This window comes from Stenotrophomonas sp. Sm6012, assembly GCF_030985895.1.
Taxonomy (GTDB): Bacteria; Pseudomonadota; Gammaproteobacteria; order Xanthomonadales; family Xanthomonadaceae; genus Stenotrophomonas; species Stenotrophomonas forensis.
On the sequence record NZ_JAPTFX010000040.1, the window covers coordinates 1 to 14,210 of the forward strand.

General features: G+C 68.6%; 10 protein-coding genes and 2 pseudogenes. 8 read left to right on the forward strand and 4 right to left on the reverse strand.

Features of this window, described 5'->3' with window-relative positions:
• The first annotated feature begins 159 nt into the window (after positions 1–159).
• From O0J73_RS09500 to O0J73_RS09510, 3 genes are read left to right on the forward strand one after another with little or no spacing between them, the layout of a single operon-like run.
• Positions 160–1,419: a histidine kinase gene (locus O0J73_RS09500; RefSeq protein WP_008264839.1), complete on the forward strand. Its 1,260-nt coding sequence runs from the start codon at positions 160–162 to the stop codon at positions 1,417–1,419.
• Positions 1,409–2,179 carry a LytTR family DNA-binding domain-containing protein gene (locus O0J73_RS09505; RefSeq protein WP_008265994.1) on the forward strand — a complete coding sequence of 257 codons (771 nt, stop codon included), beginning with the start codon at positions 1,409–1,411 and terminating at the stop codon, positions 2,177–2,179. The genes O0J73_RS09500 and O0J73_RS09505 overlap by 11 nt, the downstream gene beginning before the upstream one ends.
• Positions 2,180–2,197: 18 nt before the next feature.
• Positions 2,198–2,542 (forward strand): hypothetical protein, encoded by a 345-nt coding sequence (locus O0J73_RS09510; RefSeq protein ID WP_308308574.1) that lies wholly within the window; start codon positions 2,198–2,200, stop codon positions 2,540–2,542.
• A gap of 39 nt (positions 2,543–2,581) precedes the next feature.
• Here the strand turns inward: O0J73_RS09510 and O0J73_RS09515 are convergent, their stop codons facing one another.
• Positions 2,582–3,196 carry a hypothetical protein gene (locus tag O0J73_RS09515; protein WP_004153965.1) on the reverse strand — a complete coding sequence of 205 codons (615 nt, stop codon included), beginning with the start codon at positions 3,194–3,196 and terminating at the stop codon, positions 2,582–2,584.
• A gap of 355 nt (positions 3,197–3,551) precedes the next feature.
• Positions 3,552–4,139, reverse strand: coding sequence for a TetR family transcriptional regulator (locus tag O0J73_RS09520; protein ID WP_308308575.1), 588 nt, complete (start codon positions 4,137–4,139; stop codon positions 3,552–3,554).
• A 133-nt stretch (positions 4,140–4,272) separates the two neighbouring features.
• Here O0J73_RS09520 and O0J73_RS09525 point away from each other — a divergent pair, with 133 nt between their 5' ends.
• Both O0J73_RS09525 and O0J73_RS09530 read left to right on the forward strand, forming a co-directional pair.
• Positions 4,273–5,490, forward strand: a complete 1,218-nt coding sequence (locus O0J73_RS09525) for an MFS transporter (protein WP_197564867.1) — start codon at positions 4,273–4,275, stop codon at positions 5,488–5,490.
• The gene (locus tag O0J73_RS09530) at positions 5,487–6,659 is read left to right on the forward strand and encodes an MFS transporter (RefSeq protein WP_308308576.1); all 1,173 of its coding nucleotides are present in this window, start codon (positions 5,487–5,489) and stop codon (positions 6,657–6,659) included. The genes O0J73_RS09525 and O0J73_RS09530 overlap by 4 nt, the downstream gene beginning before the upstream one ends.
• Positions 6,660–6,765: 106 nt before the next feature.
• On the opposite strand, the gene O0J73_RS09535 is transcribed toward O0J73_RS09530, so the two are convergent.
• Positions 6,766–8,877 (reverse strand): M13 family metallopeptidase, encoded by a 2,112-nt coding sequence (locus O0J73_RS09535; RefSeq protein ID WP_197564865.1) that lies wholly within the window; start codon positions 8,875–8,877, stop codon positions 6,766–6,768.
• Between the two features lie 176 nt (positions 8,878–9,053).
• On the opposite strand from O0J73_RS09535, the gene O0J73_RS09540 reads away from it, so the two are divergent.
• Positions 9,054–12,116 (forward strand): EAL domain-containing protein, encoded by a 3,063-nt coding sequence (locus O0J73_RS09540; protein WP_197564864.1) that lies wholly within the window; start codon positions 9,054–9,056, stop codon positions 12,114–12,116.
• Between the two features lie 12 nt (positions 12,117–12,128).
• Here the strand turns inward: O0J73_RS09540 and O0J73_RS09545 are convergent.
• Positions 12,129–12,881 (reverse strand): annotated as a pseudogene (locus O0J73_RS09545) (LysR family transcriptional regulator); the annotation flags it as partial.
• Positions 12,882–12,977: 96 nt separating this feature from the next.
• Between O0J73_RS09545 and O0J73_RS09550 the strand changes: the two are divergent.
• Together O0J73_RS09550 and O0J73_RS09555 are read left to right on the forward strand one after the other, a co-directional pair.
• Entirely contained in the window at positions 12,978–13,388 is a 411-nt protein-coding gene (locus O0J73_RS09550) for a DoxX family protein (protein ID WP_197564378.1), read from the forward strand.
• Positions 13,389–13,419: 31 nt separating this feature from the next.
• A pseudogene (locus O0J73_RS09555) lies at positions 13,420–14,170 on the forward strand (class III extradiol ring-cleavage dioxygenase).
• Positions 14,171–14,210 lie beyond the last annotated feature (40 nt).

Here is a 14,210-nt window from a genome sequence, read left to right on the forward strand (position 1 = left end):
GCTCCCCATGACCTCCGCAAGCATCACAAGGTTCCCGGCCAGCGGCCGGCTCTACCAGAACGGCTTCCATCCCCGCTTTCAGGCCCTTCGTCGCAGCCCGCTTGTTTGCCCGGCGGGCCGCCCTATGCTCGGCTCACCCCCTTCCTCCAAGGCGCCGCCGTGTTCGCCAGCCTCTCCCTCATTCTTCGTCACCTGCTCGCCTGGGCTGCGGCACTGTTCGTGGCCGGCATGGTCTGGAGCGGCATTTTCAGCGGCATGAACGACGGCCCCGGCTGGGTATTCGGGCTGCTGGTGATGTTCCTGATGATCTCCGCGCTGGGCAGTGCGGTGACCCATGTGCGGCGGGTCTGGCTGGTGGCCGGCCGCCTCGATGGTGCCACGCTGTCGGGGCGCCAGCGCCGGCAGATCGAACTGCCGATGGATGCCGGCCATGCGTTCGCGGTGGTCGAGGCGGCCGTGGGCGAGCTGCCGCGGGTGGAAGAGGTGGAAAGCTCGGCAGGCAGCCTGCAGGTGCGTGCCTATGTGCGCCGCGTCGATCTGTGGAACGGCCGCCAGCCGTCGCGCTGGAACCTGCCGGCGCGGCTGGCGATCAAGCGCAACAGCGTGCTGGCCACGGTCACCCCGGGCCAGGGCACCAGCACCGTCACCCTGCTGTTCGAGCCCGATGCCGGTTGGTGGGCCGACCTGCTGGCACTGGACGAGGGCAGCAACTACGAGAATGCCGAAGCGGTCACCCGCGCGATCAGCCGGCGGGTTGCCGACCAGCGCCGCGACGAGCAGGCCGCCGCCGAACAGACCCAGGTCGAGAAGGAATTGTCGGTAGCGCGCTTGAACCTGCTGCACGCGCAGGTCGAACCGCATTTCCTCTACAACTCGCTGGCCAATGCCCAGGTGCTGACCCGCACCGACCCGGCGCGTGCCGAACAGATGCTCGGCCACCTGATCCAGTACCTGCGCAGTTCGCTGCCGCAGGTAGATGAATCGGTATCCACGCTGGGCGTGGAGCTGGAACGCACCCGCGCCTATCTGGAAATCCTGCGCATCCGCATGGGGGCACGCTTGTCGGTGGAGGTGCAGGTGCCCAATGAACTGCATGGCGTGCACCTGCCGGCGATGGCGCTGCAGACGCTGGTGGAGAACGCCATCAAGCACGGCCTGGAACCGAAGCCCGGCGGTGGCACGATCTGGATCCTGGCGCGCGGCTTCGATGACCATGTCACCGTGACCGTGGCCGACGATGGCCTTGGCTTCGGCCAGGGCACCAGCGGCACCGGCATCGGCCTGAAGAACCTGCGCGAGCGCCTGCGCCTGACCTGCGGTGAGCAGGCCGGCGTGGCGATCGTCGCCAACTTCCCCAGCGGCGTGGCCGCGACCATGACCCTGCCGCAGTCGGGCAAGGAGCGCAGCCATGCCGCTTGAAGCACTGATCGCCGAAGACGAGGAACTGCTGCGGCAATCCCTGGTGGAGCAGCTGGGCCGCCTGTGGCCGGAGCTGAAGCTGGTGGCCGAGTGCGAAGACGGCGCCACGGCGCTGGAGCAGCTGGCCGAGAAGCAGCCGGACATCGCCTTCCTCGACATCCGCATGCCCGGCATCAGTGGCATCGAAGTGGCGCGCGCGCTGTCCGAGCTTAGCCCGCGTACCCAGGTGGTGTTCGTGACCGCCTACGACCAGTACGCCATCGACGCCTTCGAGCAGGGCGCGATGGATTACCTGCTGAAGCCGGTCAGCGACGAGCGGCTGCTGGCGACCCGCGAACGCATCCTGTCGCGGCTGCCATCGACGCGGCAGGACGATGCCGTGCTGGAGCGCCTGCTGCAGCGATTGGGCCCATCGCAGGCAGGCGCGGAGCGTCCGCCACTGGCCTGGATCACCGCCAGCAACGGCCGCGAGACGCAGCTGATCATGCTCGAGGACGTGGCCTACTTCCGCGCCGACAACAAGTACACCACGGTGGTCACCGCCGCCGGCGAAAGCCTGCTGCGCACGCCATTGCGCGAGCTGCTGGAAGTGCTCGATCCGCAGCACTTCCGCCAGATCCACCGCTCCACCATCGTCAACATGAAAGCGGTGGCGGCGGTGAGCCGCGACGATACCGGGCGCGGCGTGCTGCGCTTGCGCCAGCGTGCGGAAACCCTGGTGGTCAGCCAACCGTTCATGAGCCTGTTCCGCGGCATGTAACCACACCCTGGAGGCACCATGCGCCTGTTCCTGCTTGCCTGCGTCGCTGCGCTGTCAGTGGGCGGCTGCGAGAAATCCAGCACCACCTCGATCACCCGTACCCAGGCCAACGGCGTGGACACGCTGTACAGCAAGGGCACCGTGGTCGAGGGTCAAGCGCGGTTCCAGTGCATCGCCAGCCGCAGCGGCCAGTGCCACTATGTGGTGCTGGACCCGGCCTGCAGCACCGATGCGGCCTGCGCCAAGCCGCCGCTGCGCCGGTTCGCGGTGGCGGTGGGCAAGACCGAAGCGATGCGCGACCTGCCCAAGGGCTTCCGCCAGTGCGTCAGCCAGGACCCGATAGAACAATGCCACCGTGAGTGATCACGGTGGCATTGTGGGTCCCCCCGCTTTCCCGAAGGGTCAGTAGGCTGGCTGCAGCGTCAGGTCGTGGTGATGCTCGTTCTCGCCTACATGGTTGAGGCGTCCGACCAGTTCGGAGTGCTGCTTCATGCGCCCGATCTCGGTCATGATGCGGATGTCCTCGTGGCGCAGCTCGCGCCTGGCGGTGACCGCCTGCTTGTAGTCCAGCACTTCCGGATAGTGTTCGGCCAGGTCCAGCGCCTCGGCCACATGCTCCACGCTGTCGGCCTTGGAACTGATGCGGGCGCGGCTGTTGAAGGCCTTCATCCAGCGCTCGAAGCCGGCCGTACGGTCGAACATGTTGGCCATGAACCAGATCACGAACAGGATCGAGATCCACGAGCCGAACACCACGACCACGCGGGTGAAGGTGATGTGGTAATCGTCGCGCCACAGGTAGTTGGTGATCAGGCCGAGGATCAGCAGCGAGGCCGCCTGCCAGCCGACGATCGAGGCGATCAGCCACTGGCACTTGGCCTGGGCCAGCACAGCCACTTCATCGCGGATCTGCTGCTCGCTGAGGCTGCGCCAGTGCGCAACCTGTTTTTCGAACGGGCTGCTGTAGAGCTCGTTGTCGCGAAGCAGTAGTCCCAAACCCTTGAACAAAGCAATCATGGCTGGCTCCTTGTGGAACGTGCGTCGATCAGCATTGGACGGTGTGGCGGGTTCAGTTCTAGCACTTCCAGCGAGCCGTGCAATGGGCGAAATGCCAAGCGCGGTAAGGGTTTTGTCTGAATGGGTGAATGTTGCTGCATTGCAGCATCGCGGTGACAGCCTGCGACAGGATGTCGCAGGGTTAAACGTGCTGCGGCCGCACATGAAACCGCGGCTGAGCATGCAGACCGGCCATCGGCGCGGTGATCGCCCGGAATCGGGCCCGACCGCGCAACCCGGCGGGTGGATGCCGACCCGCGCGCGCTTCCAGCAGCGCGGGTATGCACCGTAGATCCACGCCCTGCGAGGAGGGGCGTTACCCGGCCGACCTCAACCCACGCAACAGCAACTCCAGCGCGGCCGTCGCCTGCGCCAGGCGCGCATCGCCATCCTCGCCTTCGGCAATCCAGAACGCCGCCTCGGCCAGGCTGCCGTAGATCAACGACGCCAGCGCCTGCGCATGCACCGGCGTCACCACGCCCTGTGCGATCAACCGTTCGATCAGGCGCTGCATCGACTGCACGCAGTGCCGCTGCGATTCCGGCGAGGCGCCCCCCAGCACCGCACGCGCATCACGCAGCACGAGGCGCTGGATCTCTGGTTCCAGCGCCATCTGCAGGTAGGCGCGACAGCGTTGCACGAAGCCGTCCCAGGCGTCGTCGGCACTGTCGCTGATCGCCTGCAGGCGCAGGTCGGTCTCGGCATCGAGCTGGCCGACCACTGCCGCCAGCAGGCCTTTCTTGTCGCCGAAGTGGTGGTACAGCGCGCCACGGGTCAGCCCGGCCTGCGCGGTCAGGTCATCCATCGAGGTGGCGGCATAGCCGTGCTCGCTGAACACACGGCGGGCGGTGGCCAGCAGGCTGGCGCGGGTTTCTTCCATCTCGGCGCGGGTGCGGCGGACCATCCAAAGCTCCTTACATACGCAGTGCATGATTATTTACATACGGAGCGTATGAATGTAGCCTCTTATTCATACGCCCTGTATGTATTGTCGTGGCGCCCCATGCGCCAGGCAAGTCGCCGCTCTGGAGATCCTGATGGCCGCCCCTTATCGCGACCTGTTCGCTGCGCCCGGCACGGCCGGGCTTGCCCTGGCCGGGTTGCTGGCCCGCCTTCCGCTGCCGATGACCGGCATCGGCATCATCACCCTGCTGTCGCAGCTGCGCGGCAGCTATGCGTTGGCCGGCGCGGTGTCGGCCACCTTCGTGCTGACCTACGCGTTGCTGTCGCCGCAGGTGTCGCGCTGGGTCGACCGGTACGGCCAGGCACGGGTGTTGCCGTGGGCCGCCGCGGCCAGCGCGACCGGCCTGCTGTTGCTGCTGGCCTGCACCCTGATGGCGGCGCCGGACGCGATGCTGTTCGGCGCGGCGATGCTGGCCGGCTGCATGCCCAGCGTGTCGGCGATGGTGCGCGCGCGCTGGACCGCAATCCATCGTGGGCGCCCGGCGCTGCAGACCGCGTACTCGCTGGAGACGGTGTTCGACGAGGTCACCTTCATCGCCGGGCCACCGCTGTCGGTGGGGCTGTCGGTGGCGGTGTGGCCGCAGGCCGGCGTGCTGGTGGCAGCCCTGCTGCTGGTGGTGGGCGTGGCTGCGCTGGTGCTGCAACGGGGCACCGAGCCGCCGCCGCAATCACGCCAAGAAGCCGCGTTGCCTTCGCGTTCGCTGCTGCGGCAGGCGGAGATCCGCCTGCTGGCGTTGCTGATGCTGGCAATGGGCGTGATCGTCGGCACCGTCGACATCACCAGCGTGGCGTTCGCCGAGCAGCGCGGGCAGCCGCTGGCAGCGAGCGCGGTGCTCTCGGCCTATGCCCTGGGCAGCTGCGTGGCCGGCCTGCTGTTCGGTGCGTTGAAGCTGCAGGTGCCGATGCCGCGCCTGTTGCTGCTGGGGGCGGCGGCGACCGCCCTGACCACGTTGCCGCTGCCATGGGCCGGCACGCTGCCGGCGCTGGCGGCGGCAGTGCTGCTGGCCGGACTGTTCTTCGCGCCCACCATGATCGTGGCGATGTCGCTGGTCGAACAGCGCGTGCCCGCATCGCGGCTTACCGAAGGCATGACCTGGCTGCTGGCCGGCTTGAACATCGGCGTTGCGCTGGGCGCAGCGCTGTCCGGGTACAGCGTTGATGCCGGTGGCGTGCGCAGCGGTTTCGTGATCGCGCTGATGGCGGGCGCCGTGGTGCTGCTGGTCGCGCTGCTTGCCTGGCGTGCGCTGCGCAGGCCTGTTCCCTCTCTCTGCGCTGAAGGAGTCGTCCCGTGAGTACTGCTTCGCCTGCGCATGCCGTGCCCCCTGTGCGCCATCCATGGTGGGCCGTCAGCGCGGTTGGCCTGGCCACGTTTTCGGTGGTCACCACCGAGATGCTGCCGGTCGGCCTGCTGACCCCGATCGCCGAGGCGCTCGGCGCGTCCACCGGTACCGCCGGCCTGATGATCTCGCTGCCGGCCCTGCTGGCGGCGCTGTTCGCACCGCTGGTGGTGATCGCTGCCGGTGGCATCGATCGTCGTCGCATCCTGTGTGCGTTGCTCGGCCTGCTGACAGTGGCCAACATCGCCTCCGCGCTGGCGCCCAGCATCGGCTGGCTGCTGGCCGCGCGCGTGCTGGTGGGGTTCTGCATGGGCGGCATCTGGGCCATCGCTGGCGGCCTGGCCGCACGCCTGGTGCCCGCGCACCGCATCGGCCTGGCCACCTCGATCATATTCGGCGGCGTGGCTGCGGCGTCGGTGCTGGGCGTGCCGCTCGGCGCATTGATCGGCGACGCGCTGGGCTGGCGCTGTGCGTTTGCAGCGATGGCGCTGTTCAGTGCGGCGATACTGCTGCTGCAGCCTGCGGTGCTTCCCGCGTTGCCGGTGGCGAGGTCGGTTCGGCCGATGCAGTTCGTGCAGCAGCTCGGCCATCGTGGCCTGCGCCAGGGCTTGTGGCTGACCCTGCTGCTGGTGGCCGGGCACTTCATCGCGTTTACCTATGTGCGTCCGCTGTTGATGGACGTATCGGGGGTGCAGGCGTCGTGGATCGGCGGACTGCTGTTTGCCTATGGCGTGGCCGGCATCGTCGGCAACTTCGTTGCCGGGCCACTGGCCGCACGCCATCCGCGTGGCGTGCTGCTGGCCATCGCCTCGGGCCTGCTGCTGACGCCGCTGCTGTTGCTGTGGATGGGCGGCACGCCGGCCGGAGGCATCACGGTGCTGCTGCTGTGGGGGCTGGCCTACGGCGGTGTGTCGGTCGGCCTGATGAGCTGGATGATGAAAGCGGTGCCACATGGCGTGGAAATCGCCACCGCGCTGTATGTCGGTGTGTTCAACATCGGCATTGCAGCAGGGGCGTGGGTCGGAGGCAGGCTGCTGGACAGCACCGGGCTGCACGCCAATCTGTGGGCTGCGGCGGTGTTGGCTGCGAGCGCTCTGCTGATGGTTGCCACTACCCGCAGGTAGATTCACACCGTGGGTGGATTCCTGCCCCGTGCCGACCAAGGTCGGCACCCACCAGAGCGAGGCCGAAAAATGAAACGGGCGCCCTGCGGCGCCCGTTCCGGTTACATCACCACACCTTGACCCGCTTGTCCGGGGCCAGGTACAGCTTCTGGCCTTCCTTCACTTCGAACGCCGGGTACCAGGCGTCGATGTTGCGCACGGTCAGTGCGCGGAACTGGCCCGGTGCATGCACGTCGGTCAGCAGCGAATTGCGCAGCGCCTGCTCGCGGCTCTTGCTGCGCCACGCCTGGGCGAAACCGAGGAAGAAGCGCTGGTCCGGAGTGAAGCCCTCCAGGGTCTGGCCGGGCTTGCCCTGCAGTGACAGCTGGTAGGCGTCGTAGGCAGTGCCCAGGCCGGCCACGTCGGCGATGTTCTCGCCCAGGGTCAGCTTGCCGTTCACGTGCACGCCCGGGAACGGCTCGTAGCTGCTGAACTGCGCGGCCAGCGCGTCACCGGCGGCATTGAACTGCTTGAGGTCTTCGGCGGTCCACCAGTTATGCAGCTTGCCGGTTTCATCGAACAGCGCGCCGGCGTTGTCGAAGCCATGGCTGATCTCGTGGCCGATAACCGCACCGATCGCGCCGTAGTTCACGGCGTCGTCGGCCGCACCGTCGAAGAACGGCGGCTGCAGGATCGCGGCCGGGAACACCAGGCGGTTTTCCAGCGGCACGTTCATCGCGTTGATGGTCTGCGGCAGCATCGCCCACTCGCTGTGGTCGACCGCCTTGCCCAGCTTGGCGATGTTGCGCTGGTACTCGAACAGCTCGGCGCGCTGTGCGTTGCCCAGCGCGTCATCGCGGCGGATCTCCAGCCCGGTGTAGTCGCGCCACTTCTCCGGATAGCCCATGCCCACGGTCAGGCCGGCAACCTTGGCCTTGGCGTGTGCCTTGGTCTGCGGCGACATCCACGACAGTGCATCGATGCGCTTGGCGAAGGCGGCGATGATGTTCTTCGCCATCTCGTCCGCACGTTCCTTGGTTTTGGCGTCGAAGTGCTTTTCGACGTAACGCTTGCCAATGGCTTCGCCGACCGCATGGTTGGCGTCATCCACGGCCCGCTTCCAGCGGTCGCTCTGCTGCGGCGTGCCGCTCAGCGCGGTGCCATGGAAAGCGAAACGGGCGTCGGCGAACTTCTTCGGCAGATAGGCGGCGGCGCGGTCAAGCGCGTGGAAGGCGAGGTAGTCCTTCCAGGCGTCCAGCGGCTCGGTGGCCACCAGCTTTGACAGGCCGGCGACGGCCTTGGGCTGCCACACGATGAAGTCCTGCTGGTTGCCGAGTGCAGCCGCATCGAGGAAGGCGTTCCAGTCCATGCCCGGGGCCTTGGCGTTGAAGTCAGCCTGGGTCCAGGGGTTGGCGCCCTTGGTCACGTCGTTGGTTTCTTCCTGCGTGGCATGCGCCTGCGCGATCCTGGTCTCCAGCGCGAGGATGCGCTGCGCCTTGCCGGCCGGGTCGGCGGCGCCGGCCAGCTGCAGCATCTGCGCGATGTAGGCCTGGTACTGCTTGCGCAGTTCGGCCATGCGGCCGCCGCCCAGGTAGAAGTCACGGTCGGGCATGCCCAGGCCGCCTTGCACCAGATAAGGGGCGGTGCGGTCCGGCTGCAGCATGTCCACCGACACCCAGAGGCCGAACAGGCGGTCGGTATAGAAGTTGGTGGCGTTGAGCAGGTCGACGTCGGCGCGCATGTCGCCGCCCAGGGCGCGGGCCAGCCCGGCCTTGTCGGCGATCGCATCGATGGCCTTCAGCTGCGGCTGCACCGGCGCGATGCCGTGCTGCTCGATGGCGGCTTCGTCCATGTAGGCGGCGTAGTAGTCGCCGATCAGCTTGTCGTCGCCGCTGGCCTGGGCGTTGCCGGCGGCGCCTTCGAGAATGGCGCGGGTGTCGGCCAGGGTCTTCTCGGCGATGACGTTGAAGCTGCCGAAGCGCGAACGGTCGGCCGGAATCTCGGTGTTCTTCACCCAGGTGCCGTTGGCGAAGCCGAAGAAGTCGTCGCCGGCGGCAATGCTGCGGTCCATGCCGCTGGCGTCGAAGCCGAAGCTGCCCAGCATCGGCTTGGCGGCGGCAGGCGCGGCATCGGCCGGCGCAGCGCTGCCGGCGGCCGGATCGGCCGGGCGGTCGCAGGCGGCCAGGGACAGGCTGGCGATGATGGCCAGTGCCAGGGTGGGGCGGCGCAGCTTGGACATGGAGTTCTCTTGCAGCGGAAAACCCCAAGTCTAATCCGCCCGGGCCCGCCTGGCCGACCCGTTGTGCCGCCTGTCCTGTGCAGGATCTGGCTGAACGCGCCGAAGCGATCTTCACGCCGTCACCGGGGTGGTGCATGCTGGTCCCGGGAGCCCTGCGTGGTCATGGGGAGGTGGCCATGCGGGGTCGGGTCAGGCGTCAAGAATGGCGTCCGCCGGCCGTTGAGGTCGGGGACGTGGAGGATTCGTTCGCGCATGAAGCCAGCCGACTGCACAAGGAAGATCGACCGATGCCCGCACTGAAGCGGGCGTTGGCCCGGCCACTGCGCGCCATTACCTGGGGCGGCGTGCTGTTGGGCGTGCTGCTGGTGGCGGGCCTGGCCACCATGCTGGTCAACGACCACCAGCGCCGGCTGGAGGCTGCGCAACGCCAGAGCCGCGCGCTGGCGGTGGGCAGTGAACGCCTGCTGGCGCTGGAGCTGCGCAACCTGGAGCGGGCGATGTCCGGCATCGCCGCCGATGCCGTCGAGCTGTTCCGCAGCGTGCCGGTGCAGGCACCGGCGTTGCTGGACGCTGCCATCGGTGGCGTGCTGCGGCGCCATGCCGAACTGCACAGCATCGTCGTGCTCGATAGCTACGGCCGAGCGCTGACCGCCGGCCAGGGCGACCTGCAGCTGCCGCTGTGGACCGACCCGCAGCGCCGTGGCCAGGGCAGCGCGCTGTACATCGGCCCGCCCCAGCGGGCCGGCGATGGCGGCTGGGTGGTACCGCTGGCGCTGCCGATGGCCGGCGACCGCTGGTTGCTGGCACGGCTGCGCTGTGGCGAACTGCAGCGCATCGTCGGTGGCCTCGATGTCGGCCCCAATGGACTGGTCTCGATCAGCGATGCCGACGGCTACATGCTGGCCCGCGTGCCGGACCCGCACGGCACGGTCGGCCGCCGCTACGACCTGCCGCGCCGCGACCTGCTCGGCAAGCAGGCGGTGGTCGAGCTGGGCAGCCTGCCGGGCGCGGTCGATGGCGTGCCGCGCATCATCACCATCAGTACGCTGGAACGCAGCCCGCTGGCGGTGCAGGTCGGGCTGGCCGACGAGGACGTGCTGGCGCCATGGTGGCCCTACCTGCAGGCGTCGATCGCCATCGTGCTGGCCTACATCGCGGTGCTGCTGGTGCTGCTGTACGCGGTGCGTCGCACTACCCGCCGCCAGCAATCGATGGCCGAGGAACTGAAAGCCGGCCATGCCGAACTGCGCCTGGCCCACCAGGTCGGGCGCGTCTGCACGTGGTACGTGGACGAGGACGCTGCGCTGCTGCGCTGGTCGCCGCTGGCGCGCGAGATCTTCGGCGTGCAGACCGATGCCCTGCCGGTCGCCGACTTCTTCGCGCGCGTGCATCGCGATGATGCCGCGCGCCTGCAGCAGGCCTTCGACCAGGCCTTCGCCGGTGGCGCGGTGCTCGACCAGGTGTTCCGCCTGGTACTGCCCGGTGGCGAGGTGCGCTGGGTGGGCGCGCGCGGGCAGCGGGTGGAGGTGGACGACAGCGAGCGGCGCATGATCGGTGCGCTGACCGACCTGAGCGAGCGCTACCAGGCGCGCGAACAGATGAGCGAAGTGGAACGCCGCTTCCGCCTGCTGTTCGACCGCAACCCGGCGCCGTTCTGGGTGTTCGACCCGGACACGCTGCGCTTCATCGAGGTCAACGACGCCGCGGTGCGCCAATACGGCTACAGCCGCGAGGAATTCCTGGCGATGAGCATCCTCGACATCCGCCCGCGCGAAGGCTGGGATGAGGTGAAGGGGGCGATCGCCAAGGCCCGCGTGGGCGAACTGCAGGACGCCACCGTGCGCCTGCACCGGCGCAAGGATGGCAGCGTGTTCGAAGTCCGCACGCACCTGTCCAAGCTGGACTTCGATGGCCAGCCCGCGTGCCTGGTGCTGGCCGAGGATGTCAGCGAGCGGCTGGCCTACGAGCGCGACCTGGCCTACCAGGCGCGGCACAACCCGGCCACCGGGCTGCTCAACGTACGCGCGCTGACCGGACAGCTGGACGAGCAGGACGCGGGCTACACCATCGCCTTCGTGCAGTTGCGTGGCCTGCAGCTGGTGGCCGATACGCTGGGCCGTGAGATCGGCGATGCGGTGCTGCAGTCGATGGCGACGCGGCTGGGCGGGCTGGGCGCGCGCTGCGGCACCTTGGCGTTCCAGCCCGCGGAGGACTTCGTGTTCGCCATCGGTACCGGCCACGATACCCAGCGCGTGCTGGATGATCTGCTGCAGATCGTGTCGGCGCCGATGCGCGGCAAGGATTCGCTGCACCAGTTCGAGCCACGCATCGGCGTGGCCGTGCATGTGCCCGGTGACGGCTACTCCGCCGAGCAGGTGATCGGCATGGCCGCGCAGGCCGCCCACGCAGCGCGTGCGGAAGGCAACGTGGTGGTGTGGTTCGACGCGGCGGTGACCACGCGGCTGGCCGACCGCCTGCGCCTGGCCGGGCGCATCCATGCCGCCATCGACAACGAATTCGAGCTGTACTTCCAGCCGATCCGGCATGCCGGCGATGGCAGCCCGGCCGCGCTGGAGGCCCTGCTGCGCTGGCCGCAGGCCGATGGCAGCTTCATCCCGCCCAACGAGTTCATCCAGCTGTGCGAGGAGACCGGGCTGATCCTGGCGCTGGGCCGCTGGGTGATCCGCGCGGCGGCGAAGGCGCAGCGCCGGCTGGTCGAGGCCGGCTGGGGCGAGTTGCCGATCGCGGTGAATGTCTCGGCCGTGCAGTTCTTCAACAGTGACCTGGTGGCGGAGTTCACCCGCGCCCAGCAGGAGTTCGGGCTGGCCCGCGGTGCGCTGCACGTGGAGCTGACCGAGAGCAGCCTGATGCGCAAGCCGGCGCAGGCAATGCAGACCATGCAGCGCCTGCACGAGCAGGGCATCAGCGTGTCGCTGGATGACTTCGGCACCGGTTACTCCAGCATGTCCTACCTGCAGCACCTGCCGCTGGACATCCTGAAGATCGACCGCAGCTTCGTTGCGGACGTGGAAACCAACCCGCGCAATGCGTCGATCTGCCGCGCGCTGCTGTCGCTGGGCCACAGCATGGGGCTGACCATCATCGCCGAAGGCGTGGAGACGCCGGGGCAGCTGGACTGGCTGGCCGCACACGGCTGCGACCAGGTGCAGGGCTACCTGCTGGGTCGGCCGGCGCCGCTGGAGCAGATCATCGATGCGCTGGATGAAGTGGTGGCCTGAGCGGGTTTCGTATCTGCCGGCCAGCGCGTCTTCCAGCAGGAAATCCGGCTGCAGGATCACGCCCATGCCGGCGATCGCCGCTTCGCGCAGCACATCGCCGTTGTTGGCGTGCAGCAGGCTGCTTACCGCCACCTTCACTTCGCCGCCGGGCCCCTGCAGCGGCCAGTGATCGCCAGCGGCCCAGTAGCTGTAGCTCAGGCACGCGTGTGCCGGCAGATCCTGCGGCGTCTGCGGCGTGCCACGCGCGGCCAGGTAGGAAGGCGCGGCACACAGGCTCACCCGCGATTGGCCCAGGCGGCGCGCGATCAGCGTCGGGCCGGGCTCGCGGGTGATGCGGATGGCCACGTCGTAGCCTTCCTCGACCATGTCCACCAGGCGGTCGGACAGGGCCAGGTCCAGCTCCACCTGCGGGAAGCGTTCACGGTAGCTGGCCAGCAAGGGCCCGAGGCGGGCGATGCCCCAGCTGACCGGTGCGTTGATGCGCAGCGTGCCCGACGGCTCCAGCGCCTGCGCACCGATGCTGGCCTCCAGCGCATCGAACTCGGCCAGCAGGCGCACGCACTGGGCGTAATAGGCCGCGCCGGCACTGGTCGGGCTGACCCGGCGCGTGGTGCGGTGGAGCAGGCGGGTGGACAGCCGTTTTTCCAGCGCGGCGACCTGGCGGGTGACCCCGGCCGTGGACAGGTCCAGCGCCTGCGCGGCGGCGCTGAAGCCGTTGCGCTCGACCACCGCCACGAACACGCGCATCGCCTCGAGGGTGTCCATTGTTGCGCCTTTTGAAATAAATACGGTCAAACGATCGTATTTATCGGCCCGTGAAGGCGCAATAACCTGTGTCCACTCCCTTCAAGGTGCTTCGCCATGCACACCTCCACCGCTCCCGTTTCGCCGCTGGCTCCGTACGGTGCCACCCTGCTGCGCCTGGCCCTGGGCGTGCTGTTCCTGGTCCATGCACTGACCAAGTTGCTGGTGTTCACCCCGGCCGGTACGGCGGCGTTCTTCGAGTCGCTGGGCCTGCCCGGCGTTCTCGGCTATCTCACCATCGGTGTCGAGCTGGTGATCACCGCCGCGCTGCTGCTGGGCATCTACGCGCGCTGGGTCGGCCTGATCGGCGTGCCGCTGCTGCTGGGCACCATCGTCACCGTGCACGGCGCCAACGGCTTCGGTTTCGCCAACGCCGGCGGTGGCTGGGAATACCCGGCGTTCTGGGTGCTGGCGCTGGTGGTGCTGTTCCTGGTCGGCGATGGCAAGTGGACCCTGCGTTCGCGCTGATCGCCGACTGACCCTGCAACTGGAGAATTCCATGTCCCGCCTGCCTTCGTTGTACATCTCGCATGGTTCGCCGATGACCGCCCTGCATCCGGGCCAGGTCGGCGTGCGCCTGGCCGAGCTGGCGCAGGACCTGCCGACGCCGGCAGCCGCTGGTCGGTGCGCATCCGCAGCCGCCTACGATCCACGACTTCGGTGGCTTCCCGCGCGCGTTGTTTGAACTGCAGTACCCGGCGCCGGGTGATCCGGCGCTGGCCGAAGAGGTGGCCAGCCGCATCGCCGCCGCCGGCCTGCCGGTGGCCCTCGACCCGCAGCGCGGCCTCGATCACGGCGCGTGGGTGCCGCTGCGCTTGCTGCGCCCGCAGGCCGACATCCCGGTAGTGCCGGTGTCGATCCAGCCGCTGCTCGGCCCCGAGCACCAGTTCGCGCTGGGCCGCGCGCTGGCGCCGCTGCGCGAGCAGGGCGTGCTGCTGGTCGGCTCGGGCAGCATCACCCACAACCTGCACGACTGGGGCGACTACCAGGACGGCAAGGAAGCGCCGTACGTGCGGCCTTTCATCGAGTGGGTCGAGCAGCGCCTGGCCGCCGATGATCGCCAGGCCCTGTTCGACTACCGCCGGCAGGCGCCGTTCGCCGAACGCGCGCACCCGACCGACGAGCACCTGTTGCCGCTGTTCTTCGCGATGGGCGCGGCAGGCAAGGGCGCCTTCGGTGCCCAGCGCATCGATGCCGGTATCGATGCCGGTTTCCTGGCCATGGACCTGTACCGCTTCGACGGGGCATGAGCCGGGGCTGACGCGCGGCGCCGCCGTTGGTCGCGGCCGC